This is a genomic window from Rhodococcoides sp. S146-33, assembly GCF_059489205.1.
In genome coordinates, this window is the sequence record NZ_JCAJWY010000001.1 from 1,042,057 (window position 1) to 1,064,521 (window position 22,465).

29 protein-coding genes are annotated in these 22,465 nt (G+C 63.5%); 13 read left to right on the plus strand and 16 right to left on the minus strand.

Annotated elements, in window-relative coordinates; genetic code table 11:
• Positions 1-17: 17 nt before the first annotated feature.
• From AC5WEY_RS04990 to AC5WEY_RS05000, 3 genes are all read left to right on the plus strand, one after another.
• Positions 18-164: a hypothetical protein gene (locus tag AC5WEY_RS04990; RefSeq protein WP_495645563.1), complete on the plus strand. Its 147-nt coding sequence runs from the start codon at positions 18-20 to the stop codon at positions 162-164.
• Positions 107-313, plus strand: a complete 207-nt coding sequence (locus AC5WEY_RS04995; RefSeq protein WP_495645526.1) for a GNAT family N-acetyltransferase — start codon at positions 107-109, stop codon at positions 311-313. The genes AC5WEY_RS04990 and AC5WEY_RS04995 overlap by 58 nt, the downstream gene beginning before the upstream one ends.
• A gap of 92 nt (positions 314-405) precedes the next feature.
• The gene (locus tag AC5WEY_RS05000; protein WP_495644930.1) at positions 406-1,236 is read left to right on the plus strand and encodes a MerR family transcriptional regulator; all 831 of its coding nucleotides are present in this window, start codon (positions 406-408) and stop codon (positions 1,234-1,236) included.
• Here AC5WEY_RS05000 and AC5WEY_RS05005 read toward each other — a convergent pair.
• Both AC5WEY_RS05005 and AC5WEY_RS05010 read right to left on the minus strand, forming a co-directional pair.
• Complete coding sequence (locus tag AC5WEY_RS05005; RefSeq protein WP_235581644.1) at positions 1,224-1,406, minus strand: hypothetical protein; 183 nt, start codon at positions 1,404-1,406, stop codon at positions 1,224-1,226. The two genes, AC5WEY_RS05000 and AC5WEY_RS05005, sit on opposite strands and share 13 nt — an antisense overlap.
• Before the next feature lie 38 nt (positions 1,407-1,444).
• Positions 1,445-2,077 (minus strand): DedA family protein, encoded by a 633-nt coding sequence (locus AC5WEY_RS05010; protein ID WP_495644931.1) that lies wholly within the window; start codon positions 2,075-2,077, stop codon positions 1,445-1,447.
• A 135-nt stretch (positions 2,078-2,212) separates the two neighbouring features.
• Between AC5WEY_RS05010 and AC5WEY_RS05015 the strand changes: the two genes are divergently transcribed.
• From AC5WEY_RS05015 to AC5WEY_RS05025, 3 genes are read left to right on the plus strand one after another with little or no spacing between them, the layout of a single operon-like run.
• A complete protein-coding gene (locus tag AC5WEY_RS05015) occupies positions 2,213-3,487 on the plus strand; it encodes a sensor histidine kinase (protein ID WP_495644932.1) in 1,275 nt (424 codons plus the stop codon).
• Entirely contained in the window at positions 3,478-4,134 is a 657-nt protein-coding gene (locus AC5WEY_RS05020) for a response regulator (RefSeq protein WP_495644933.1), read from the plus strand. The genes AC5WEY_RS05015 and AC5WEY_RS05020 overlap by 10 nt, the downstream gene beginning before the upstream one ends.
• Positions 4,131-4,904 carry a DUF4097 family beta strand repeat-containing protein gene (locus AC5WEY_RS05025; protein WP_495644934.1) on the plus strand — a complete coding sequence of 258 codons (774 nt, stop codon included), beginning with the start codon at positions 4,131-4,133 and terminating at the stop codon, positions 4,902-4,904. The genes AC5WEY_RS05020 and AC5WEY_RS05025 overlap by 4 nt, the downstream gene beginning before the upstream one ends.
• Positions 4,905-4,909: 5 nt before the next feature.
• Here the strand turns inward: AC5WEY_RS05025 and AC5WEY_RS05030 are convergent, their stop codons facing one another.
• Together AC5WEY_RS05030 and AC5WEY_RS05035 are read right to left on the minus strand one after the other, a co-directional pair.
• A complete protein-coding gene (locus AC5WEY_RS05030) occupies positions 4,910-6,130 on the minus strand; it encodes an FAD-binding domain-containing protein (protein ID WP_495644935.1) in 1,221 nt (406 codons plus the stop codon).
• A 42-nt stretch (positions 6,131-6,172) separates the two neighbouring features.
• Positions 6,173-6,460 (minus strand): FmdB family zinc ribbon protein, encoded by a 288-nt coding sequence (locus AC5WEY_RS05035; protein ID WP_200936563.1) that lies wholly within the window; start codon positions 6,458-6,460, stop codon positions 6,173-6,175.
• Positions 6,461-6,592: 132 nt separating this feature from the next.
• On the opposite strand from AC5WEY_RS05035, the gene fmdA reads away from it, so the two are divergent.
• The gene (fmdA, locus tag AC5WEY_RS05040; protein WP_495644936.1) at positions 6,593-7,846 is read left to right on the plus strand and encodes a formamidase; all 1,254 of its coding nucleotides are present in this window, start codon (positions 6,593-6,595) and stop codon (positions 7,844-7,846) included.
• A gap of 528 nt (positions 7,847-8,374) precedes the next feature.
• Here fmdA and AC5WEY_RS05045 read toward each other — a convergent pair.
• The gene (locus AC5WEY_RS05045) at positions 8,375-8,878 is read right to left on the minus strand and encodes a hypothetical protein (protein WP_495644937.1); all 504 of its coding nucleotides are present in this window, start codon (positions 8,876-8,878) and stop codon (positions 8,375-8,377) included.
• A 62-nt stretch (positions 8,879-8,940) separates the two neighbouring features.
• A complete protein-coding gene (locus AC5WEY_RS05050) occupies positions 8,941-9,525 on the minus strand; it encodes a hypothetical protein (protein WP_495644938.1) in 585 nt (194 codons plus the stop codon).
• 165 nt (positions 9,526-9,690) lie between these two features.
• On the opposite strand from AC5WEY_RS05050, the gene AC5WEY_RS05055 reads away from it, so the two are divergent.
• From AC5WEY_RS05055 to AC5WEY_RS05065, 3 genes are all read left to right on the plus strand, one after another.
• The gene (locus AC5WEY_RS05055; protein ID WP_495644939.1) at positions 9,691-11,556 is read left to right on the plus strand and encodes an HNH endonuclease signature motif containing protein; all 1,866 of its coding nucleotides are present in this window, start codon (positions 9,691-9,693) and stop codon (positions 11,554-11,556) included.
• 189 nt (positions 11,557-11,745) lie between these two features.
• Positions 11,746-12,075 carry a hypothetical protein gene (locus AC5WEY_RS05060; protein ID WP_495644940.1) on the plus strand — a complete coding sequence of 110 codons (330 nt, stop codon included), beginning with the start codon at positions 11,746-11,748 and terminating at the stop codon, positions 12,073-12,075.
• Positions 12,072-12,236 carry a hypothetical protein gene (locus tag AC5WEY_RS05065; RefSeq protein WP_495644941.1) on the plus strand — a complete coding sequence of 55 codons (165 nt, stop codon included), beginning with the start codon at positions 12,072-12,074 and terminating at the stop codon, positions 12,234-12,236. The genes AC5WEY_RS05060 and AC5WEY_RS05065 overlap by 4 nt, the downstream gene beginning before the upstream one ends.
• A 310-nt stretch (positions 12,237-12,546) precedes the next feature.
• Here the strand turns inward: AC5WEY_RS05065 and AC5WEY_RS05070 are convergent, their stop codons facing one another.
• From AC5WEY_RS05070 to AC5WEY_RS05090, 5 genes are all read right to left on the minus strand, one after another.
• Complete coding sequence (locus tag AC5WEY_RS05070) at positions 12,547-12,744, minus strand: PLDc N-terminal domain-containing protein (RefSeq protein WP_495644942.1); 198 nt, start codon at positions 12,742-12,744, stop codon at positions 12,547-12,549.
• Between the two features lie 15 nt (positions 12,745-12,759).
• Positions 12,760-13,716 carry an ABC transporter substrate-binding protein gene (locus AC5WEY_RS05075; protein WP_495644943.1) on the minus strand — a complete coding sequence of 319 codons (957 nt, stop codon included), beginning with the start codon at positions 13,714-13,716 and terminating at the stop codon, positions 12,760-12,762.
• A gap of 56 nt (positions 13,717-13,772) precedes the next feature.
• Positions 13,773-14,777, minus strand: coding sequence for a LolA-like protein (locus AC5WEY_RS05080; protein WP_495644944.1), 1,005 nt, complete (start codon positions 14,775-14,777; stop codon positions 13,773-13,775).
• 132 nt (positions 14,778-14,909) lie between these two features.
• Positions 14,910-15,362, minus strand: coding sequence for a GNAT family N-acetyltransferase (locus AC5WEY_RS05085; RefSeq protein ID WP_495644945.1), 453 nt, complete (start codon positions 15,360-15,362; stop codon positions 14,910-14,912).
• The gene (locus AC5WEY_RS05090) at positions 15,349-16,323 is read right to left on the minus strand and encodes an aldo/keto reductase (RefSeq protein ID WP_495644946.1); all 975 of its coding nucleotides are present in this window, start codon (positions 16,321-16,323) and stop codon (positions 15,349-15,351) included. Before AC5WEY_RS05090 ends, AC5WEY_RS05085 begins: the two co-directional genes overlap by 14 nt.
• 64 nt (positions 16,324-16,387) lie before the next feature.
• Here AC5WEY_RS05090 and AC5WEY_RS05095 point away from each other — a divergent pair, with 64 nt between their 5' ends.
• Positions 16,388-17,299, plus strand: coding sequence for an aminotransferase class IV (locus AC5WEY_RS05095; RefSeq protein WP_495644947.1), 912 nt, complete (start codon positions 16,388-16,390; stop codon positions 17,297-17,299).
• On the opposite strand, the gene AC5WEY_RS05100 is transcribed toward AC5WEY_RS05095, so the two are convergent.
• The 3 genes from AC5WEY_RS05100 to AC5WEY_RS05110 are packed head-to-tail and all read right to left on the minus strand — an operon-like array spanning position 17,300 to position 19,426.
• Positions 17,300-18,448, minus strand: coding sequence for a serine hydrolase domain-containing protein (locus AC5WEY_RS05100; RefSeq protein WP_495644948.1), 1,149 nt, complete (start codon positions 18,446-18,448; stop codon positions 17,300-17,302).
• A 46-nt stretch (positions 18,449-18,494) separates the two neighbouring features.
• Complete coding sequence (locus tag AC5WEY_RS05105; protein ID WP_495644949.1) at positions 18,495-18,866, minus strand: glyoxalase superfamily protein; 372 nt, start codon at positions 18,864-18,866, stop codon at positions 18,495-18,497.
• Positions 18,863-19,426, minus strand: coding sequence for a TetR/AcrR family transcriptional regulator (locus AC5WEY_RS05110; RefSeq protein ID WP_495644950.1), 564 nt, complete (start codon positions 19,424-19,426; stop codon positions 18,863-18,865). The genes AC5WEY_RS05105 and AC5WEY_RS05110 overlap by 4 nt, the downstream gene beginning before the upstream one ends.
• A gap of 103 nt (positions 19,427-19,529) precedes the next feature.
• Between AC5WEY_RS05110 and AC5WEY_RS05115 the strand changes: the two genes are divergently transcribed.
• Positions 19,530-20,369 (plus strand): alpha/beta fold hydrolase, encoded by an 840-nt coding sequence (locus AC5WEY_RS05115; protein WP_495645527.1) that lies wholly within the window; start codon positions 19,530-19,532, stop codon positions 20,367-20,369.
• A 42-nt stretch (positions 20,370-20,411) separates the two neighbouring features.
• Here the strand turns inward: AC5WEY_RS05115 and rraA are convergent, their stop codons facing one another.
• Entirely contained in the window at positions 20,412-20,891 is a 480-nt protein-coding gene (gene rraA / locus AC5WEY_RS05120; RefSeq protein WP_495644951.1) for a ribonuclease E activity regulator RraA, read from the minus strand.
• A gap of 24 nt (positions 20,892-20,915) precedes the next feature.
• Positions 20,916-21,299, minus strand: a complete 384-nt coding sequence (locus AC5WEY_RS05125; protein WP_032401464.1) for a DUF5313 family protein — start codon at positions 21,297-21,299, stop codon at positions 20,916-20,918.
• A 107-nt stretch (positions 21,300-21,406) separates the two neighbouring features.
• Here AC5WEY_RS05125 and AC5WEY_RS05130 point away from each other — a divergent pair, with 107 nt between their 5' ends.
• The gene (locus AC5WEY_RS05130; protein ID WP_495644952.1) at positions 21,407-22,447 is read left to right on the plus strand and encodes an amidohydrolase family protein; all 1,041 of its coding nucleotides are present in this window, start codon (positions 21,407-21,409) and stop codon (positions 22,445-22,447) included.
• Positions 22,448-22,465 lie beyond the last annotated feature (18 nt).

Below are 22,465 nucleotides of genomic sequence, written 5' to 3' on the forward strand. Positions count from 1 at the left end.
GGTGCTACCGTCTGCCGGTGGACCTTGTCGTTCCCTCCGCTGATCTCGCCGCGGCGTGGCGGGATGCGCGCGACGAGTGGGGCGGCTGGGTCATCTCGGCTATGGGGTGCGACCGTCCGACCGTGGCCGCGGAGTTGCCACGCGAGCACTCGTCGGCATGCTGAAAGTCGCCGCAGAAAAGGGGCTCTCGGACATCACTGCGGTGTGCGAGGTCGACAACAGTGCGTCGATCGCGACAATCGAACGGGCAGGTGGTGAGCTGCTCGATCGCCAGGGAGCAACTGTCAGATATCGGATCAGCGTCGCGCGTTGAGTCTCGATCGGCAGCTGTTGGGGCTGGATCGAGAGCGCTCGGCGCGCGACACTTGACCCTCACACAGTGTGAGACGGGAGTCTCGAAGGGTCATGTTCAGCATTGGAGAGTTCGCATCGATCGGCCGGGTCTCGGTTCGCATGCTTCGGCATTACGACGAGATCGGGTTGTTGACGCCTGCACGGGTGGATCCGTTCACGGGCTATCGCTCGTACGACGGTTCACAGTTCGAGGTCCTGGGACGCATTCTCATGTTCAAGGACCTCGGGTTCAGGCTCGACGAGGTGGCGCAGATCGTGCACGGCCGAGTCGACGGCGATCGGTTGCGAGAAATGCTCGCCGCCAAGCGCACTGATGTCGCTCGTCGACTCGATCTCGACGCCGCTCGCCTGCGTCGAATCGATGCGCGGCTCTCCCACACCGAAGGGATTTCGATGATCACCGTGGACACCAAGTCGTTGCCGACCACTCGTATTGCTGCCGTCACCGAGACTGCCGGCGGTTTCGGACCGCAGAACATCGGGCCGGTGATCGGCCCGATGTATGCCCGACTCGCCCAGACGCTCGCCGAGCACGGCGTGAAGTTCGGGCCTTCATCGATCGCCATGTACGAGGCCGTCGACGATGGAGAGGGCACGGGCATCACGGTGCACGCGGCGTTCGAGGTCGGGCCTGAAGTCGTGGCCGGTGAGGGATACGAGGTCCGGGAACTGCCTCCGGTCGATCTGGCTGCGACGACCGTGCACCACGGGTCGATGGCGACGATCGGTGAAACGTGGGAGCAGTTCATGGCGTGGATCGAGACCAACGGCTACGAACTCTCCGGTGTCTGCCGGGAGTTCTACCTGGTGTCGGAGCCGCAGCCGCAAGAAAACTGGGTTACCGAGCTTCAGCAGCCGGTGACCCGGCGTCAGGACGCCTGAGCGAGCTCCACCAGCGCCGTGCACTGGCAACCGCCGGTGATCTCCTCGCACTCGAGCACCAGGAAGTGGCGGACGTACTCGAGGTCCACGCAGTCCGGCTCCGTGCACTCCGCACCGCCGACCGCGTGGATCACGAGTGTGCCGTGGCAAGTATCGAAGCTGGTGGACACGCGAATTCCCTTCTGTCGTTTCTTCTACATCCTTGATATCACCGGGCTCCGACAAGTTCGGGAGAAGACCAGCGTGTTCGACGCCTGAGCTGGGTGAGAGCCACGACGGTGACAGCCGGAATCCAGGCGTATCCCAGCGCGGTCCGGATGGCAGTGTGGTCGCCCAGCCATGCGCCGACACTGACCAACGCGGTGGCCCAGACCCCGGCCGCGACAAGACTGATCACCGCGTATTCCCGCCGCCGCAGGGTGGTCGCAGCGACGAGTCGAGGGGCGATGGTGCGGAGGCCACCGACGAGGTGTCCTGCGGCCGCCACCGTGCGTGGTCGTGATTGCGCTGACGCAGTCACTCCGAGGACCACCCGTGTCAGCGTGCGCGGCAACGCGGACTCGATCCGGCCCGACCCGAGAATCGTCGCACTGCGGCGACTGCGCCACACTGCGTACTGTGCTCCCATGCTCGACGCCACCGCCGCAGTGAAGACAGCGGGTAACCACGGTACGACGCCGATCGACGTCAGTACTCCCAGTGTGATCGGCACACTGTTCCCGGGCGTGAAAAGACCGAGCAGAGAGCCGGATTCGAAGGCCAGTAGCACTACGACACCTGCGAGGACGACCCAGACCGGCACGGCCGAGAGGCGATCGACGTCGAATAGGTTGAGGTTCATACCCGTCGAATATTCTCGTCCGTGGAAAGGGAAACACCACGGTCGTCCCACCGATCGATGGTAGTGCGCGCCCTACCATGAGCCGCGGGTTCACAGTGGGGACAAGTCGGCGAGCGCCGCCTTAGGCTGATCCGCATGAATGAGGCACTTCCGATTCCCCTGAATCCGCTCAGGGCCTGGATATCTCCCCACTGGTGGCTGGCACTGGGTTCGCTACTGGCGTCGACGCTGGCCGGCCTCGGCGGCTGGATGGTCCTGGGTCTGCTGATTCTCGCTGTCTGCGCACTCCCGTTTGCGCTGAGCGGAGTGCTGGTTTTCGTGCTGACGATTGTGGTGCTTCGATGGATGGATATCGCCGCTCGAGCCGGAATCGGTTTCACCAGCGGTATAACCATCGAGGGACCTGCGGTGACCGTCTATCCCACCAGCTGGCGCAAGCTCGTCTGGTGCGTCCGCGACGTCGGGCTGTGGAAGTCGTTGTGTTACTGGCTTGTTCGCATTCCCGCTTCGGCGGTCCTCGTGTTCCTGCTGCCCGCACTCTTTCTGGTTCTGCCCGTTCTCGCTGCGGCACCGTTCGCGTGGATCGTGACGAATCCGGTCGGTAATCAGCTCGAGATCGGGGATCGGGTGGGCTACCCCCTCGTCGCACTGGTCGGCGTCGCTTCTCTGGCCACTTTCGTCGCAGGGTTGCCCTTGCTGGTGACCGGCTTGGCGAGACTCGACTGGTGGAGTGCCACTGCGCTTCTCGGACAGTCCGAATCGAGTAGAAGGGTGGACGAGCTGACGGTGAGTCGGGCACGGGTCGTCGACGCCGCAGATGCCGAGCGCCGCCGCATCGAACGCGACCTGCACGACGGGGCCCAACAGCGCCTGGTCTCGGTGGCTATGTCGCTGGGGCAGGCGAAGTCGCGAGTGTCGGCGGACGACGATCCGGTGCTGAAGGAACTGCTGGACGACGCGCACCGGGAAGCCAAGAATGCGATCGGTGAGATCCGAACTCTCACGCGTGGCCTGCATCCGCCGATCCTGACCGACCGAGGACTCGATGCGGCGCTGTCGTCCGTCGCGGCCCTGTGTTCGGTGCCGGTGACGATCGAGGTGGACCCGGCTCTGTCCGGACCGCAACGCCCGGACGCCACCGCCGAAGCGACGGTCTATTTCGTCGTCTCGGAGGCCCTGACCAACGTCAGTAAACACGCGAACGCCGGCCGCGTTCGAGTCGACGTCACGAGGAGTGAGTCCGCCGTGCACGTGAAGGTTGTCGACGACGGTTGTGGCGGTGCACATATCGCTCCGAACGGAGGCTTGGCCGGTCTCGCGGACCGGCTCAGCGGAATCGACGGCACTTTGTCGGTCAGCTCACCGACCGGCGGTCCGACAAGTCTGGAGGTGACCATCCCATGCGAGTGATCATCGCCGACGATTCGGTTCTGTTGCGAGAGGGTGTCGCTCGATTGCTGATCGACAGTGGAGCCGACGTGATCGGCAAGGTGGCCGACGCGTCGGAGCTACTCGCGTCGATGTCCGCTGCCGACCCGCTCCCCGACGTGTGCGTGATCGATGTGCGCATGCCGCCCACCTTTCTGGACGAGGGTCTGCGCGCGGCGTTGGTCATTCGCCAACGATGGCCCGCCCTAGGTGTTCTCGTGCTCTCGCAGTACGTGGAGGAACGGTATGCAGCCGAGCTGATCCGGCAGAGTACCGATGGCGTCGGCTACCTGTTGAAAGACCGGGTCGCCGATGTGGACGACTTCGCCGATGCCGTGCGGACCGTTGCCGACGGCGGCACGGTCATCGATCCCGAGGTGGTGCAGCAGATTCTTGCTCGCGCACCGCGATCGGATCCACTCGATTCGTTGACGCCGAGGGAACGAGAAGTGTTGACGGCCATGGCGGAAGGTAAGTCCAACGCCGGCATCGCGGCTGCGCTGGTTGTCGGTCAGGCAGCTGTCGAGAAGCACATCGGAAACATCTTCGCCAAGCTCGGTCTGCTCGGAGACAGCGCTGACCATCGCCGCGTCATGGCCGTTCTACGATACCTGGGAGCTATTCGATGAAGAAAGCGTTGTGGCGCAACACCGTTGCAGTAGGGGTTGCCGTAGTCGTCGTCGGTACTGCAGGTGCAGCTACGACGGCAGCGATCGCGTACGGCTTCAGTCTGCCGAAAATGCAGTCTTTCGACTACGCAGAAGACCACGCCGTGTCCGGGAACAACCTCGCATTCACGACGAGGTTTGCCCATGTGACCGTATCGACGAGCCCTGATTCCGAGTTGCATGTGCAGGCCGACGGTTCCTACCGGGGAGATATCCCGACGGTCGATATCAGTGACGACGGATCGAAGATCGCGGTGGAATGCTCGAACCGAGATCGGGGCAGCTGCGACGTCGATGTCGAGCTTCGGATTCCCGCGGGGTCGGTGCTCGATATCAACGGGATGGCGGGCGATGTCGTTCTGTCGAACGTGGATGCGCAGACGTCGGTGACGACCACGTCCGGGGCGGTGATCGCTCGTGGAGTCGCAGGAACCCTGGATGTGACCACGCGATTCGGTGATGTGGACATCACCGATACGGCTGTGTCTGCGATCGAGGTCGACACGACATTCGGTCAGGTCGTTCTGGACTCGCGAGTTCCACCGGATTCAGTGCTCGTGCAGAACACGATGGGGGACAGCACGATCCAGCTTCCGGCGGCCGAATTCTACAACGTGGACGCGTCGTCGGAGAAAGGGGACGTCGAGACCGACGTCGTCGACGATCCGGGTTCGCCCAGATCAGTCTCGATCACCAGTGAGGAAGGTCAGATCTCGGTCGAGCGGCGTTAGCCGGCTCAGTGGCTGCGGCGCCACGCACTGAACGAACGGACCGAGGATGTGGTGGGACGCGTCAGCCACGGCCACGGATGCAACTCGACCGGGGCGATGGCGTCGGCGATGCGGGAGAAGCCGGGAACGGGTGCCCAGGTGGCGGCCAGAGACCGTCCGGAAAGCTCGTCGGAGACTCGGCCACGGCGTACCTCCAACGGGCGGGTCGACGCGATCTCGCCGAGCGTCTCGGCGAGGAAGACCAACCGCTTGCCGGACAGTCTCAGCTTTCGCAGCAGTGGTTCGTCGAACACGAAGACGGCAGGGCGCTCGGGATTCGCAGCCATGGCGGGGTCGGCGGTTCCGAGCGATTCGGCCGTCAGCCAGACCTGTTCTGCACCAGCACCTTCCACGTGAGCCGGACCTGCGGGTACCGGTCCCTTGTTGAGATCGGGTCCGTCGACCGTTGGTCCGAGATCGTCGTCGGGCCAATTCTCGATGGGGCAGGCATCTTTCAAAGCGCAGTTACGACAGAGCGACGGTGCACGCTTGTTCACCTGCCATCGACTGAAGCCGTACACCTTTCCACTTCCGGTGCCGACGGTCCACTGCCAGCCGAGGCGGTTGGCAGCGCGGGAGCCGTCGAGTAGGTGGGCGAACATCTCGTCCTCACCGTCCCGCCACGTCGCTCCGGCGCGGACCGCCCACTGGGAGGCCAGCCACATGCGAGTTTGGTTGACCAGCCAACCGTCGTCGTGCAATTCACCCACTACCGAGGACATGCAGTTCATCTCTTCGGCCCAGGGTTGCGCCGTCCAGCCCTGCGGCCGCAGTTGCTCGCGCCGTAACGAACGCCCCAGATCGGTGCCGACTCGTGCGTAGAGGTGGCGGGCGTACTCCTGCCACATGAGCTCGTCGCGGTACCGGGAACGGTCGCGTGGGGGAGCGTCGGATACCGCGTCCCAGACTTCTCGTAGCGTCAGCAGTCCGTGGCGAATGTACGGCGACATGCGGCTTGCGCCGCGGCGATTCACCGGAAGAACGGTGCTCCTGTCGCGGGCGTAGCCGGTGATGTCCAGCCCAGCCAGCGCGACGTCGGCGGCCGACTGCCCACCACGAATGCCACCTGGGCTTATCTCGTTCGGCCCCTCGCGCGTCAGATCGCCCAGATGCTCGGCAACCCAGGCGACGACGTCGTCGGTGGCGGCGCCGTCGGCGATGGACGGGGGAGGGGGCAGTTCGGGCATGCCATCGGACTTCCCCGTCGGCCCGGAAGGGAAACGCGGCTGTCAGGGGCGGGGCAGGCGGCGATGGAGCGGGTTCGATGTGGTTCGAGTAGCGGTCCGGCCCTGCGGGGGGATGGAGGAGACCACTTTCGGTGAATCGGCAGTGGCGCGTGAGGCGTCGTGCGCCTTCATCGCAGCGCTGTTTCCTCGGCCGAGGGCAGGCGAGGAAATCGTCCGTGCGGCGGCCTCGCCACATTCGGGGCAGGGGATCTCGGAGGGCACATCGGCCATCGAGAATCGCTGCTCGACGGCAGTGCAACGCTGTGCGCAGCGGAAGCTGTAGGTGGGCACGCATTCGAGAGTAGCGCGATCAGCAGTGTTACGGCACAACGTCATACAAGATTTACGTGCCAGAACCGACCGGGAGGGCCACATCGGTGCAATGATCAGGACGGGAGAATTCCGCGCAACCGGAGGTGCCTCGTGCCCGAACTGCTGTTTCCGCTCGACTCGACCAAGAGTTTCACCGAACAGGAGATCGTCGGCCACAACCGATGGCACCCTGATATCCCGGCGGCGGTGACGGTCAAACCCGGCACATCTTTCAGAGCGCATTGCCGCGAATGGTTCGACGGGGCCATCCGCAACGACGATTCGGCCGAGGACATCCTGAATGCGCCGCTCAACAACGTGCACACGCTGTCCGGGCCGTTCCACATCGAAGGTGCGGAGCCCGGTGATCTGTTGATCGTCGATATTCTCGACGTCGGTCCGATCCCGCAGGAGGATTCGGGTCCGTTGGCCGGGCAGGGCTGGGGTTACACGGGAATTTTCGCCAAGCAGAACGGGGGCGGGTTCCTCACCGATCGATTCCCCGATGCGTACAAGGCGATCTGGGACTTTTCCGGTCAGACCACCACGTCTCGCCACGTCCCGCACGTGAAGTACACCGGAATCACCCACCCCGGTCTGATGGGTACCGCGCCGTCGGCTGCACTGTTGGCCAAGTGGAACGCCCGGGAAGGTGCCTTGATTGCGACGGATCCCCAGCGTGTTCCACCTCTTGCTCTCGCACCGGAACTGGACGGTGCGATCCTCGGTTCACTCAGCGGTGACGAATTCTCCCGCGTAGCAGGTGAAGCCGCGCGTACGGCACCGCCGCGTGAGAACGGCGGAAATCAGGACATCAAGAACCTCACCAAGGGCACTCGCGTCTTCTATCCGGTGTTCGTGCCGGGGGCGAAGTTGTCGTTCGGAGACTTGCACTTCTCACAGGGAGACGGCGAGATCACGTTCTGCGGAGCCATCGAAATGGGCGGCTTCATGGACCTGCACGTCGACCTGATCAAGGGTGGCATGGAGACCTACGGGGTGAGCGAAAACGCGATCTTCATGCCGGGCAACACCGCACCGCAGTACTCGGAATGGATTGCCTTCTCCGGCATTTCGGTGACCGTCGACGGGGAGCAGAAGTATCTGGACTCCGACCTCTCGTACCAAAACGCGTGTATGCACGCGATCGACTACCTCACCAAGTTCGGCTACAGCCCCGAGCAGGCGTACCTGCTACTGGGCTCGGCCCCGATCGAAGGACGCCTGTCCGGGGTGGTGGATATCCCGAATTCCTGTGCCACGGTGTACATCCCCACTGCGATCTTCGATTTCCCGATAGCGCCCTCGGCCAGCGGTCCGTTCCAAATCGATCCGGGAATGGGGGCTCCCCGGGCACAGTTCTGATCGACTTGGCTCGATATGTCGCAACTGTGGATGCTCGAAGACATGGAACCGTGGCCCGACGAGCCTGCCGTCGGTGCAGTGTTCGTACCGACCACGCGCTGGTTTTCGTCTGAGCGGATAGACCTCCCCGAAGAGGTGTGTTCTGACGTGCCGGCTCGGGTCGAGGCTGTGGATATCGATGGCAGAACGGAGTGGATAGCACACCTCGGCGACGGATTTACCACGATGATGGCTGATGATGGCTGATGGTGGCCTGGTCGGTGATGTGATTCTGCACGGTTGCCTGGTGTGGGATAGATACCTGTGGTTGGACTTTCGCACGAAACCGCGGGGCAGCCTCCGCGTCCTGGATCGGACGGGTCTGCTCGTGCAACGCCGGCAGTTGATCCCGACTCGCCACCCTGGCGCGTTCAGTGTGACGTACAGCGGTGTGCTGGAGTACCACCAACGGGATTCAGTACCTGCGGGATTCGGGGTTCGATGGAAGGCATCGGTTGTCGAGACCGTTGGGTCAGGGGTCGAGGCGACTCAGTCGTTTCGCTCGTCGTAGTTCGCAGTGATGATCTGGTCGACGCGGACTGGCGAGGATTCGAGCTCGGTGAGCGCCAGAATGTCGGCGACCGTATCTTCGCTGCCTCCGAGATACGCACAGGGGAAGTCGAAGTGTTGGGCCACGCACCACGCGTGGTCGGCGGGCCACCACAGATTGGGCGACAACCCACCGAGGGTGTCCGCTGCGCGTGAGACCGATCCCTTCATCAGAAAATAGTTGTAGCCGGCGATGTCTGCGGTCGGTGCGCAATCGCGAATGTCGTCGAGTGCGGTGTTGCCCTCCCAGATGGCGAACCAGCATTCGTTCGGTGTATTCGTGCTTCGAGCGAATACCTCGATGATGGCTGCCAGCTGAACATGCCAGCGTGCAACGTGTTCGGAGTTGCGCAGCGGGTGCTGGACGCGGGCATAGGCGTCGAACATCGTGGGGACCAGCGAGCCCACCATGGTGTGGGGCACGATCTTCAGGCTGTCGTTCACCCACCTTGTTTCCGAGACATCCTGTTGCAGATCGGTGTTCGACCATTCGGTGCCGTCGGTATTCAATGGCTGTACCAGGGTTGTGGGCTGGCAGGGTCGTCGACGACCGTGTCGACTCGACGGTCGGCGAGAACGTCCTCGATCGCCGCCGAACTGGCACCGATGGTGGCGAAGTGGGGGTCGACGTCGTTGGCGATGCACCAGGCGCGGTCGGCGGGCCAGACGAACGAGGGAATCGGCAGACTCTCGGAACCCGGGGTATCAAGGGCCTGCTCCCAGTTCAGCAGGTCCAGGGCAGGTCCTCGGAACAGGAACGCTCCCCGTTCGGGAAGGTTGATTCGTGCGGCACCCCGAACCGTTGGACCGCCCCATCCCTCCCACACACAGAAGTAGCAGTCCAGTGGCGTCGTCGTGTGCCTCGCCAGTGTCGCGACGACTATCGCCAATCGGTCTGTCTCCGAGCGCTCGTCGTACGGAACGTCAGCCTCGCCCTCGCGTTGAGTCGGGTGTGTCGGATCTGGGATGAACCGTAGCCGCGCGTAGCTCTCGTACCCCAGTGGGCCCCTGGTGACAAGATCCCACCAATCGCGGTCAGCGCGGACGAGCCAATCGGCGGCAGTTGCGTCGTCGGACGGTCGCACGGTCATGGTGTGCCCTCCCTGTCGATACCGAGCTTTCTGATCCTGGGCGCGATCTGATGCGTTGCCACGACGCTACCGACCAACCCGGTGGATCGGACTACTCGCGGTGGTAAGAGTCAGTTGGGAACGCGTGTTCGAAAGTCTGTCGGTGGGTCGCGATAGATTCTGTTCATGCTTTCGGGGGACGGCGGATCAGGGGTGGACGGCATCGAGACGGTGCCGCCTCCCCCTGTCGTGTCCGATCCCGCACTGTCGGCGCTGATCGACCGGGTCGAGTCCGCGGTGGCGGAGTTGGCCGGGCAGGGGTCGGTGTCGTGGACGAACGCCGACCGGCGTGCGGTGATCCAACGCATGGAAACTGTGTCGCGGTCGCTGCCGGCGTATTCGTACACCTGGCTCAACGAGCTGATCGATCAGCGCGGCCTCGATGTGTATCCGGGGTCGGTGCCGTGCTCGGTGGCATGGATGCTGCGCATCACCCCACGCGCCGCCGGAGCGCGGGTGCGTCTGGCTGCGGAGTTGGGGGATCGCACCGCACTGTCCGGTGAGGTTCTGCCGCCCCTGCTGCCGCATACCGCGGCCGCGCTGCGGGCGGGGTTGCTCGATGCCAAACATGTGCAGATGATCCGCGAATTCTTCAAGCATCTGCCGGCCAGTGTCGATCTGCAGACCCGTGATCTCGCCGAACAGCAGTTGGTGGGCTACGCCTGCACCCGGCGTCCAGATGATTTCGCGCCGTTGGTGGCTCATTTGGATTCGATCCTCAGCCCCGACGGTGACTACGACGAGGACGAGGACGAGGACGAGAACGGCAAGCCCAAGCCGAAGAAGCGTCGGGATGCGTTCTTCTACCTCGGTGAGCAGGGCGCCGACGGGATGTCGGACGGGAAGTTCTGCGTCGATTCCGAACTGCGGGCCTACCTCGAGGCCCTGTTCTGCAAAGCTGCGAAACCGGGGGTCAACAATCCTGCCGACCCGACATCGGTCGTCCACGACGACGAAGACGGCGAGAACGGCAGTGCCACAGCGCCGAAGCCCGAGCCGACCACCCACGAAGCAGGTGCCAGCGATGCGGGGTCCTGCGATGCGGGGTCCAACGACGCGGGCCTGTGGGATGAGACGGACTACGACGGTGACGACGACTGCGGCGATGACGAGCGCGACGATTGCGGTGACGGTGACCACTGCAGTGACGGTGCCGACTGTGGTTGCGGCACAGCACCCGACGCCACAGCACCCCACGACACAGCTGCAGGCAACGGCAGTGCCGAACCAGGCGACACAACCGACGCAGCCGATATCGACGACGACACCGACGGACCCGATACCGATACCGATACCGACACCCACACTGCTGCACGCGACGCTGCGGCCGCTCGGGATCGACGCACCCAGAACGAACGCCGACACGACGCCCTGAAAATGGCACTCCGGCACACACTCGCCTCCGGCACCCTCGGCACACACCGCGGCCTACCCGTCACCGCCATCGTCACCATGAGCTTGAAAGACCTCGAATCGGGCTGCGGCTACGCCATGACCGGCACCGGATCCCGCGTCTCGATCCGCGACGCGATCCGCATGGCCTCCCACGCCCGCCACTACCTCACCATCTTCGACGACCACGGCAGAGCCCTCTACCTCGGACGATCCAAACGCATCGCCTCCGCCGACCAACGCATCGTGCTCATCGCCCGAGACCGCGGCTGCAGCTTCCCCTCCTGCACCCGCCCGGCGACCTGGTGCCAGTCCCATCACATCGACGATTGGGTCGAGGGCGGGCCCACCGACATCGACGCCCTCACCTTCGGCTGCGACATGCACCACGCCCTCGTCGGTACCGGACCAGGAAAATGGGCGACCACCAAAACCGGAGCAGGACATCGCTATCCGGGCCGCACCCTCTGGCACCCACCATCGGGAATGGACCCCAAGCGCCGCGGGCTGATCAATCACGCACACCATCCCGAGGAAGTGCTGTACCCGCCCGAACAGCACGACGACATCGGCGACGAGGAACCACGACAACCCGCATGACGACCCACACCAGCACCACGGCACAGCTCTGTCTGTGGTCGTTACATGGCGGCCGCTCCGCGACGGCGGTGGAGACGGATTCACCTACATCGAAGGCGGCATCGTCCGCGGAACTTCACGCCGGCAACCACTTGTCCCGATGCCTGACGGCACCCGGGCACCACCGACCACCTGAAAGGAATGCCCCTGATGCCCGCACAAGCATGGGTCACCCTGATCGTCGGAGTCCTCGCCGTCGTCGGCGTCGCCCTGACCGTCCGCCAACGCAGATTGGCCGACAAACGCGCTCAAGCCTGGCAGCGGATCACCTGGTGCCTCGAACGCACCACCAGCGAGAACGAGGCCGAAGCCGCCCTTGGCTGGGACATCTACACACCGGTGACCGACTCGCCGCTCATCACCAGAACCGAACGAGACGTGCTGCGTGCTGTCGCGACTCGGGCGTTATGGCGAGCACTGGCGTCACCGGCACAAACCGAGGACACTGACAAGCAGAACGAGCAGGAGGACCCCCGATGACCACCACCGAGAAGCGCATTACCGCCGCCCGACCACAGGTAGCGCGGGCCGCAGCACGGGCATCAGTCGCGTTGTACGAACGAGACGGCCTCGAGGTACCCCAGTGGATCCGCGACGCTGCCGAAGGGCACCCCGCCACACCACCGGCCGAACAGCCCTGACACAGGCTCACAGCCCGCAGAACCGACAAGGCCCGTACCCCGACACCGGGTGCGGGCCTTCTCCGTTGCCCAGGGACGGACCATCGGCGCACGTAGGACCTGGCCACCCTGCGGGCGTCCACCGAATCGAACTCCGCTGTTCTGCACCCCGACGTCCTATTGCAGTTCGACCTGACTCCGAAAACTCGTCTGCGCTGGACGCTGTTGGCCCACGCGCCCGCGCCTGATCGCCAGACGATCGAGTGGCTACGCGATCAGATGAGCCATCTGGTGAATATCGACCTGCGCAATGCGACTGGATATTGAATTGTCATCGGTTGCCGCCGCTCGGTCCGTAGGGATAGCGCTTCCCGACTGTGAACCACAGGATCGGGCCGAGGATGGGCAGGATCAGTGCCACCGCTACCCATGCCAGCTTTATGAGCCAGCCGGTGATGGTGTTACGGACGATCGACACGAGCGCCATGCCGAACAGGGCCAAGGCAATCGCGCCACCGGCAGAGACCATGTCCCATACGGTAGCTCAGCCCGCGTTCTCGACCACCTCGACCAGCCTGTTCGCGAAACTGGTTGCGGTGATGACCAATCCGTTGTTCAGCTGTGGGTCCAGTACCGCACTGCGACCCGCGGCGACGGCGGGGAGGTTCTGCCAGGCGGCGATTCCGTCGATCTGGGTTGGATTGGTGGTCTGGTGGAAGATGAACTCCGCGTTCGCGATCTGGTTCAGATTCTCGATCGACAGGCGATAGTTTCCCTCCTCGTCCTCGGGATTATTCTGCAGCACAGTGAATCCCAGGTCCCTGGCCACCGCATTGCCGAGGTAGTTGGTCCACACGATGACGTATCCCTTGGCAACCGGTTCGCTGGTGATGAGGGCGATTCTGCGACCGTTCGTGACCGCGGCCGCGTCGTCGATGGTCCGGTGGTACTCGTCCAGACGCGGCTGCACAGTGTCGAGTAGACCGATGGCCGAGAACTGGTCGACGGTGTACTGCTCGAAATTTGGTTCGTTGACTTCGACGGGAAGGACCGGCGCGATCTTGGTGAGCTGGTCGTTTCCGTACCAGTCGAGTCGCCATCCGTTGGCACGCATCACGATCAGGTCAGGCGACAGCGCAGCGATCTCCTCTGCCGTCGGACCGTCGGGTCCACCGATGACCTGGGTCTGCGCGTCGAGCAGTCCCTCGAACTGTCCCGCGGGACGCGCGCCGGGCTGGGAGGTGTTGCCGGTGGCAATGATGGGATATCCAGCAAGCAAAGCGAATTCGAGATCTCCCCGCCCCTCCATCACAATGACCCGGGTGGGGCGTGTGGGAACGCTGACATCGAATCCGTCGCCCGTCATCCGCACTGTCTGCGAAGTCGCGGCCGCCGCGTCCTGGCTCCGAGGCGAGCAGGCGGTAGCGAGCGCAACCGCCCCGGCAGCCAGAAAGAACCCACGGCGGTCGAGCGTTGTGGACGACATAATTCGAGATGGCATTGGGATAGGCTACCCTTTGTTATGGTGCCCCTGCGACGGCAACTACCCTCCATCGCTCACGAACGCCTGTCAGGGCGGCCGATCCTGCGGAGGCGGTCCACGGTCTCGTCGGGATGCAGGAAGTGCTGTAGTTCGACAATGGCGGCATCGTCGAGTTCGACGTCCATTGCCCCTGCCGCCCAATCCCATTCGGCCGTCGACCAGACAAAATGCGACACACCCCATTTCGGAAGCCAACCGTCCTCGCTACGGCGCCGCCGACCTAGGAGCGTCCGGCGATTGTTCGAGTCGAAACTTCCGTCGCCGACCTTGTTGATGTGCACATTTCCCGGAGTGAAATCGAGAGGTGCACGCACGATCACCGGTGTCGACGCGACATTCTCGGTGAACCACCTGGCCTGCTCTCGTTGCCGCTCTCGGTACTCCTCTTCGAGACGTTCTTGGTACTCCTTTGTTGTGTATGCGGGACCATCCCAGACGAATACTGCATCGTCGATCGGCTCGCCGATCGTCACGTCGACGAACTGCGAACCGATCCCGGCCTCGTCGATGCGGTCACCCAAGATGAAACCGGATTCGACGTCGACCCAGATGCGCAGCGGATACGGTTTCCCGTCGGGAGGTGCCAATTGCACAGTCCAACAATCACGCCCGGCGAACTCGACTGTCTCCACCGTGCCGATCGGTTGCGCGAATTCGTTTCCGGTCCACTCGGCGGTACTGCGTTGCTGCAACAAGAATTGGCTGGGACCCAGGTAGATCACGCGACCGGGTGGGCCGACGCGGGGCCGGTCGACCGAGCCTGTGAAGTCCCAGGCACGAACACCATCGCTGATGAAGATCGGACTACCGTCGAGACGCTCGACGCGGGTCTTTCTCCCGTATCGCCATACCCGACAACTGTCTTCGGGCGCGATCAGAACGGGAGGCGTGCCGCTGTAGGCGCATCCTTGACGAAAGGATTCGGGACTTCCTGCTTCGTGGATCTCCTCGATAGTGCCCAGCATCGGTGTGTTCGAGTCAGTGGTCATGGCCGTGAGAACTTCGATCCAGGCGGTCATTGCCGCAGCCTAGTGTTGAGTGAGGTCCATAGGCTGGCTATTCGAGTTCACGGGACGGGGAATCCTGCACCGCAGCAATCCCACCGGCGCGCTGATTTGGTTCGTCGCCCGCCCACGTAACTCCGATATCGATCAGCGAACGAGTTCGTAACGGGCCAGCCACAACCCCGGCAGGACCTGCTGATTTTCTGTGTGCGCGAAGCCGAGGGATTCGTACATGCGGCGAGCAGGCGCGTTGTCCCGCCCGGTAGCCACCTGTATACGTTGTCCCACAATCGAATCCAGGATGCCCGTGACCAGCTTGCGTCCGATGCCCTGGCGATGTGCGTGTGGCACCACCACCAGACGGTCGATCTCGGACCCGGACCACGCTGCGGCACCGAGGATTTCGTCGTGATCACGCGCGACGAGCCAGTGGACCTGTGCAGCACACAGATCGTCCACAGACTCGTGCAGCAAAGGGATTCGGTCGTCGCCGATCAGCCTCGCTTCGACTGCATAAGAACTCCTCTGTACCGCGAGGATCTGCTCGGCGAGGCCCGGATCGGCGGCAGGGTGGACGCGAACTACCTCAATAGCGACCACCAGCGGGTGCCGGCAGAGCATCGAGTGTGGCGAGGTGCTCCGCGCTCAACGCCAGCGAAGCCGCGCCCGCATTCTCGTCCAGACGCGAGGTGCGACGGGTACCCGGAATCGGCACCACGTGCTCGCCCTGCGCCAAAACCCAGGCCAAGGCCACCTGCGCCGGTGTCGCACCCAGCTCGTCGGCGACGGCTGCGATGGCGTCGACAATCACCAGATTCGCGTCGAGGTTTTCCTGGCTGAAGCGTGGCAGCCGAGCTCGGAAATCGTCTGCAGCGGGCGCTGTTCCGCGAAAGTTGCCGGTCAGGAAGCCGCGGCCCAGCGGTGAGAACGGCACAAATCCCGCACCGTTGTCCTGCGTCCACTTCAGCGACGTAGCGAGGTGATCGCGAGTCCACAGGGACAGTTCCGACTGCACTGCAGAAATCGGATGCACCTGCTGGGCTCGGTCGAGCTGCTCGACGGTGAACTCCGAGACACCGAGTGCACGAACCTTTCCGGCCTGCACGGCCTCGGCCATCGCGCCGATGCTGTCTTCGACGTCCACCTCTGGATCGGGACGGTGCAGGTAGTACAGATCGATGTGGTCGACGCCGAGGCGGCGCAGCGAATCGTCGATCGCCGAACGGAGGTGTTCGGGCTTGCCGTTGGGGCCCGAAATGACCGGCTCTCCGGCGTCGCCGACGTGGGAAACGAGACCGCCCTTGGTTGCAAGGACCACCTCGTCTCGTCGGCTGCCGATGGCCTTGCCGACGACCTCCTCGTTGGTGAACGGGCCGTACACATCGGCAGTATCGATGAAATTCACACCCAGGTCCAAGGCGTGACCTATGACGCGATCGGGGGACTCCGTCTGGTCGTCGGCCTTGTATGCCCAGGTCATTCCCATGCAGCCCAAGCCGATGGCACCCACCTCGGGGCCGTCGTTCCAGAGAGTTCGGGTCGGTACTGTGCGTTCGCTCATGTACTCGACCATAGAGAAGTAAAAGCGTTGTCGCTCGGACTCACCGGGCGACTAGCATCGCCGCATGGCTCTTCCGCACTCGAAGGTGTATTTCGGCGATAGTTTGATGGACGCGCAGGAGGCGACGCTCGGGGTCGCAACCTCGGCCGTCCTGTACGGGCTCAGTGTCTACACGGTGTTCCCCGTGCAGGTGGACGGTGATCGGCGCACCGCCTTCCGGTTGCTCGATCACTACCGACGACTCGTCGAGTCCTGCAAGATCATCGGCATCGACACGTTTTCCTCGCAGTGGACGTTCGAGCGATTCGTACAGGTGACGCGCGACGTGGTCGCTGCCAATGCTCCGACGAACGAGGTCTACGTTCGGGCTACCGTCCATGTGGACGAATCGATCCCCGGAACTCGGGTGCGGGGGCTGCACACCACGGTGTCCATCTTTCTGTACGACGCCAATCCCATTGTGCCGCAGAACGGGATGCGCCTGAAGACCAGTGTGTGGCGGCGTATCCCGGACAACGCCATCCCGTCGCGCGCCAAGGTGAACGGTGCCTACGTCAATTCCTTTCTGGCGAAGCAGGATGCGATCGACAGCGGTTTCGACGACTGCATCTTCCTCGACATCAACGGCCATGTCTGCGAGCTGAGTGCCGCGAACATCTTCCTGGTCCGGAACGGCGTGCTGGTCACCCCCGACGTCACCAGCGACATTCTCGACGGCATCAACCGTCGAACGCTCCTGACCTTGGCGCGCGAAGAAGGGCTGACGGTTCAGGAACGCACCGTCGACCTCACCGAGCTGTACATCGCCGACGAGGTGTTCGTCTGCGGCACCTCGGCCGGAGTGGCCCCGGTGTACGAAATCGACGGTCGCGCAATAGGAACCAAGGAGTTGGGTCCGGTGACGCTCACTCTGCGTAAGCGTCACCAGGCTGCGCTCACCAGCGACGACGTGCATGGTTGGGTGACCACCCTCTAGCTACGCTGGGCAGGTCGACGCGAGTCCGGCGATCAGGGCCTCGGTGGCCGGCTGCTCGAGTGGGTCGGTGGCGGGATTCGGCGCGGCCGTGGTCCAGGCCAGCGATACCTGACGGCCTCCGTCGGGGCTGGAGAACTGGAAGGTGCGGTATCCGAAACCGTTGCCGCGGTTGCCGAACACCAGTTCGCCCGACCCTGGATTGCATGCGTCACCGCCGAGGAGCAATCCGAGGCCGTAGCCGGAGGGGCTGACCACCTGCATCTCGTCGATCAGGTTCTGCGGGAGCAGGGTGCCGTCGAACAAGCCACGGAAGAACGTGTTCATATCGGCCACGGTGGAGACCACAGCGGCACCCGAAGACCAGATGCTGGCGTCGTAATCGGTGACATCCGTGTAGGTTCCGTTCTCGAGTGTGTAACCGTGCAGGGCATCGTCAGCGATGACGGCATCGGTGGGGTAGGTGGTGGCGGTCATGTCCAGCGGATCGAAGATCCTGTCCTGCAACGACTGTCCGACCGACTGTCCATCGAGATCCGCAACGATCTTTCCCAGCAGCACGTAATTGGTGTTCGAGTAGCTGAACCCCTGACCGGGTTCACTTGTCCACGGCATAGCCAACGCCTGTGCGATCAGTTCGTCGTCGGTGACTGCATCGTTTGCGCGCGCAGCGATTTGCTCAGCAGAATCGAACCCCACCAGGTAATCGGGTATCCCACTGGTGTGGTCGAGCAGCTGGCGAACGGTCACGGGCTTGGGAAGTAGGCCGGGCAGCAGCTCGTCGACCGGCTGATCGAGTTGCAGCTTGCCTTCGTCCACGAGCTGCAGCACCACGGCAGCAACCATCGCCTTGGTGACGCTGGCAATCCGGACCGGATCGTCGGCGGACGCGGGTTCGGTGCCATCGCGCTCGACCAGACCGGCCGCCCCCGACCACGTGCTTTCGCCGTCGCGTACCTGCGCAACAGCGGCGACGGATCCGGCGTCGACCAGCGCGTCCAGCGCAGCCTGCACGTCGTCGGTTCTGATACTCCCGCTCGAGGGCGTCGTGGTGGTGGCTTCGACGGCCGACGGCTCATCGGATGATGAGCATCCACTGACCAGCAGGGATGTCGAGACGGTGAGGGCGGCGAGGATTCGTAGCTTGCTCATGTCCTCGACGCTATCGACGTCCGACCGGGAATTTCAGTGTCAAATGTCAGTGATGTACTTGGCAGAAGTTGAGATGATTCGAGAACGGGTCTATGACTGTCATGGTCGGGCCACCCGGCGCATCGCGGTCGATTCCGGGTCGGCTGCGCGGATGGTTCTGCTGCAGCAGTTCGGCATTGAAGGACACGACATCTGCAATAGGTATCCAGACCGACGTTCCCGGTGTGCCGTCGCCGTAGTGCTGGGACAGATCCAGGATGCACTCTCCGCGTGAAATGCGAATGTACAGCGGCAGATCCGGCTCGAATCGATGCTCCCATTCGACCGAAAAGCCCAGATAGTCCAGATAGAACGCACGCGCCTCGACGTCGTCGAAGATGCGCAGAATGGGGACGGCCGAGCCGAACGTCGAGCTCATCGCCGTGCGCTCGAATTCAACAGGATCTCGGCCGCAGTCTTTGCTGCAGTGGCAGATTCGGCCAGTTCGGTGATGGCCGCAGTGGTTTGCGCACCTTCGGCGAGCAAGGCGATCTGCAGTCCTACCGTCGGCTCGCATCCGGCTTCGACGGCCAGTGCGGTGACGTACTCGATGAAACTCTTCTTGTGCTGATGCGCGGCGTCGGCGACTTCGGGCATGGTGGCACCGAGTTCGCCGAACGAGTTGATGAAGGCGCACCCGCGAAAGTTGTCCTGGCGAAACCAGTGGTCCAGGAAGTCGAAGGTCGACAGCAGTTTTTCTCTGGCCGACTTGTATGCGGCGGCTTCGGCCTGGATGCCGTCGTTCCACTGCTGGGTACGACCACGAAGAACCTCGGCGACGATGGCGGTTTTCGAGGGAAAAAGCGTGTACAGCCTCTTGAGGGAGATGCCGGCCTTGGCGCGCAATTCGTCCATACCCACTGCCTGGATGCCCCGCGCGTAGAACAATTCGTCCGCGGCGTTCACCACCTGTGCCCGTCCGATTTCCGTACTGGTCATCGCTTACCCCTTGCCGAGAGAACCAACGTTCTCTACAGTAGTCCACATGTGGAGAGAACGACCGTTCTCCCGCTCGATGTCCAGGACACAGGAAGGCAGGATCATGGCGTACATCAACGTCGGAACCGAGAACTCCACCCCCGTCGAGGTCTACTACGAGGATCACGGAACCGGCCAACCCGTCGTGCTCATCCACGGCTACCCGCTCGACGGCAACTCCTGGGAACGGCAGTCGCGCGCCTTGCTCGACGCCGGATATCGCGTCATCACCTACGACCGTCGTGGATTCGGCCAGTCGAGCAAGCCGACCGTCGGATACGACTACGACACCTTCGCTGCAGACCTGGACAAGGTGCTGACCGAGCTCGATCTCACCGACGCCATCTTGGTCGGGTTCTCCATGGGCACAGGCGAATTGGCTCGGTACGCCGCGAAGTACGGCACCGATCGTGTCGCCAAGTTCGCGTTTCTCGCATCCCTCGAGCCGTTCCTGCTCCAGACCGACGACAACCCCACCGGCGTTCCGCAGTCGGTGTTCGACGGTATCGAGTCCGCTGCTCGCGTAGATCGCTTCGCCTGGTTCGAGAACTTCTACAAGGATTTCTACAACCTCGACGAGAACCTCGGCAGCCGCATCAGCGAGGCCACGGTGCGGGCGAACTTCGCCACCGCCGCAGCCAGCGCACCGGTTGCGGCCTACGCCGTCGTACCCACCTGGCTCGAGGACTTCCGCGCGGATGTTGCGAAGGTTCGTGAATCCGGCAAGCCCACGCTGATCCTGCACGGAACCGCGGACAACATTCTGCCGATCGATTCGACGGGACGTCCGTTCCACGAGGCGTTCCCCGAGGCCACGTACGTCGAGGTCGAGGGCGCACCACACGGACTGCTGTGGACGCACTTCCAGGAAGTGAACGACGCGCTACTCGCGTTCGTGAAGTAGGAGCCGACGGCGGCAGGCATCACAGCCTGCCGCCGTTCGTGGCTAGACCGCGACGACGCCGTCGTGGTCGCTGTAGACGATCTCGCCCGGGTTGAATGTCACGCCGCCGAAGCTGACCGGTACGTTCTTCTCACCCGAGCCGGTCTGCGTGCTCTTGCGCGGGTTGGTTCCCAGCGCTTTGACGCCGATGTCGAGTGTGCGCAGTATCGCGGAGTCGCGCACCGCACCATTGACGATGACGCCCGCCCAACCGTTGCTGACACCGCGGCCGGCGATGATGTCGCCCACGAGCGCGGTGTGCACACTGGCATCGCCGTCGACCACCAGGACGCCACCGTTGCCGGGCTCGCTGAGCGTTTGCTTGACCAGAAGATTGTCCTGGAAGCAGCGGATGGTGGTGATCGGTCCCGCGAACTCGGTGTGCTTGCCGAACTGGGTGAACTGGGTGTCGCAGCTGCGGATATCGGGACCGATCTCGTCGGCCAGATCAGCTGTTGCCTTGAATTCCACAGGTGAAGTCATGCGGCACAGACTATCGCTCGCTCGTCACCCGCGGCCGTGACGCCGTTCGTAGTCGTCGCGAGTGCGGTCGACGCGGCTCTGAGCTTTGGCGTTGATCAATTGCGGGTCCAGGCCGTGGATCAGCAGGCGATGCCGCCGGTAGACGTTCATCAGCGCAATCGAGAAGTACACCAGCGGGATGAACAACAACGACATCATTGCGAGCGACATCCACAGCGGACCCGGAATCAGCAGGAACAACAGCAGTAGCGGAATGATCGGCACGATGAAACGGGCAATGTAGCGGACCTGGGCACCGTTGCCCACGAGATCCTTACGAACCCAATCCTGCATCGACTCGGGCAGGGTTCGTCCGAACGAATAGCCCAGAAACTGCAGCGGGGTGGGCGTCGTACGTTCGGTCGTCATCGCGCAATGCTAGTCCCACGAGAGTTGGTACAAGTCACCGTTGACTGCAGTTTATCTCATATGTGACGATAGCGTCAGTTACGGATGCCGACTGAAGGACTTCGACTGTGATCGATCGCAGAACCCTGCTCGGAGCGCTCGGTGCCGCGTCGATCTCCGGTGCCGCCCTGTCGGCGATGACGTCGGCATCGGCATCGGCGTCGCCCGCTCCAGGCATCGGCGGGGTGATCGACGTCCATTCGCACATGGTTCCGGACTTCTATCTCAGGGAAGCCCTCGCGTCGGGCATCGCATTTCCCGACGGCATGCCGAAGTGGCCGAGCTGGTCGGTGGGCGAACACCTACAGATGATGGACGGCTGCGGCATCGACAGCGCGATTCTGTCCGTCTCGTCGCCCGGAGTGCATTTCGGCGACGACGGCAAGGCTGCCGATCTGGCCCGACGCGTCAACGACTTCGGTGCCGGCGTTGTCGAGGGGCAGTCGCGTCTCGGATTCTTTGCGTCGCTGCCCCTTCCGAATGTCGTCGACGCGACGGTCGAGGCTATTCGGGCGCTCGATCAGCTCGGTGCCGACGGCGTGACGGTGATGTCGAATGCGGGCGGCATGTACCTGGGCAACGCGTTGCTGACACCACTGCTCGCCGCGTTGGATGCGCGATCGGCAGTGGTGTTCGTGCATCCCACCTCGCCGCCGAATTCTGCGGCGGTGGCTCTCGGGCGTCCGGCTCCGATGATCGAATTCCTCTTCGACACAGCACGAACCGTCGTCGACCTGATTCTGTTGGGCGTGGTCGACCGATTCCCGAACATCCGTTGGGTGTTCACGCACGGCGGCGGGGTACTGCCGCTACTGGCGGATCGGGTCGACTTCTTCCGAACGCAAGTCGGTCTGGGGACGCCGACGACGCCGGATGTACTGCAGCGCTTGTGGTTCGACCTCGCCGGTACGCCGGTCCCGCGGCAGCTGCCCGCGCTGTTGTCCACCGTCGGACCTGATCGCCTGGTGTACGGCAGCGACTACTGCTTCACGCCGATCACCGGCGTACAGGAGCAACTGCGATCCCTCGACGCCGGTGCCGCGAACGGTGGCCTCGCCGACTGGCGCGCGGCCACATCCGACAATGCCCGTCGACTACTGAATCTCTGATCCGAAGGAAGTGGGCGT

Excerpts from the sequence above, each read along its gene's own strand:
- AC5WEY_RS05065 (WP_495644941.1), top strand. The coding sequence starts at position 12,072 with ATGACCACCACCGAGAAGCGCATTACCGCCGCCCGACCACAGGTAGCG.
- AC5WEY_RS05055 (WP_495644939.1), top strand. The coding sequence starts at position 9,691 with ATGCTTTCGGGGGACGGCGGATCAGGGGTGGACGGCATCGAGACGGTG.
- AC5WEY_RS05010 (WP_495644931.1), bottom strand. The coding sequence starts at position 2,077 with ATGAACCTCAACCTATTCGACGTCGATCGCCTCTCGGCCGTGCCGGTC.
- AC5WEY_RS05075 (WP_495644943.1), bottom strand. The coding sequence starts at position 13,716 with ATGCCATCTCGAATTATGTCGTCCACAACGCTCGACCGCCGTGGGTTC.
- AC5WEY_RS05050 (WP_495644938.1), bottom strand. The coding sequence starts at position 9,525 with ATGACCGTGCGACCGTCCGACGACGCAACTGCCGCCGATTGGCTCGTC.
- AC5WEY_RS05000 (WP_495644930.1), top strand. The coding sequence starts at position 406 with ATGTTCAGCATTGGAGAGTTCGCATCGATCGGCCGGGTCTCGGTTCGC.
- AC5WEY_RS05030 (WP_495644935.1), bottom strand. The coding sequence starts at position 6,130 with ATGCCCGAACTGCCCCCTCCCCCGTCCATCGCCGACGGCGCCGCCACC.
- AC5WEY_RS05125 (WP_032401464.1), bottom strand. The coding sequence starts at position 21,299 with ATGACGACCGAACGTACGACGCCCACCCCGCTGCAGTTTCTGGGCTAT.
- AC5WEY_RS05020 (WP_495644933.1), top strand. The coding sequence starts at position 3,478 with ATGCGAGTGATCATCGCCGACGATTCGGTTCTGTTGCGAGAGGGTGTC.
- AC5WEY_RS05025 (WP_495644934.1), top strand. The coding sequence starts at position 4,131 with ATGAAGAAAGCGTTGTGGCGCAACACCGTTGCAGTAGGGGTTGCCGTA.
- AC5WEY_RS05105 (WP_495644949.1), bottom strand. The coding sequence starts at position 18,866 with ATGAGCTCGACGTTCGGCTCGGCCGTCCCCATTCTGCGCATCTTCGAC.
- AC5WEY_RS05100 (WP_495644948.1), bottom strand. The coding sequence starts at position 18,448 with ATGAGCAAGCTACGAATCCTCGCCGCCCTCACCGTCTCGACATCCCTG.
- AC5WEY_RS05015 (WP_495644932.1), top strand. The coding sequence starts at position 2,213 with ATGAATGAGGCACTTCCGATTCCCCTGAATCCGCTCAGGGCCTGGATA.
- AC5WEY_RS05110 (WP_495644950.1), bottom strand. The coding sequence starts at position 19,426 with ATGACCAGTACGGAAATCGGACGGGCACAGGTGGTGAACGCCGCGGAC.
- AC5WEY_RS05070 (WP_495644942.1), bottom strand. The coding sequence starts at position 12,744 with ATGGTCTCTGCCGGTGGCGCGATTGCCTTGGCCCTGTTCGGCATGGCG.
- rraA (WP_495644951.1), bottom strand. The coding sequence starts at position 20,891 with ATGACTTCACCTGTGGAATTCAAGGCAACAGCTGATCTGGCCGACGAG.
- AC5WEY_RS05115 (WP_495645527.1), top strand. The coding sequence starts at position 19,530 with ATGGCGTACATCAACGTCGGAACCGAGAACTCCACCCCCGTCGAGGTC.
- AC5WEY_RS05060 (WP_495644940.1), top strand. The coding sequence starts at position 11,746 with ATGCCCGCACAAGCATGGGTCACCCTGATCGTCGGAGTCCTCGCCGTC.
- AC5WEY_RS05080 (WP_495644944.1), bottom strand. The coding sequence starts at position 14,777 with ATGACCGCCTGGATCGAAGTTCTCACGGCCATGACCACTGACTCGAAC.
- AC5WEY_RS05090 (WP_495644946.1), bottom strand. The coding sequence starts at position 16,323 with ATGAGCGAACGCACAGTACCGACCCGAACTCTCTGGAACGACGGCCCC.
- AC5WEY_RS05095 (WP_495644947.1), top strand. The coding sequence starts at position 16,388 with ATGGCTCTTCCGCACTCGAAGGTGTATTTCGGCGATAGTTTGATGGAC.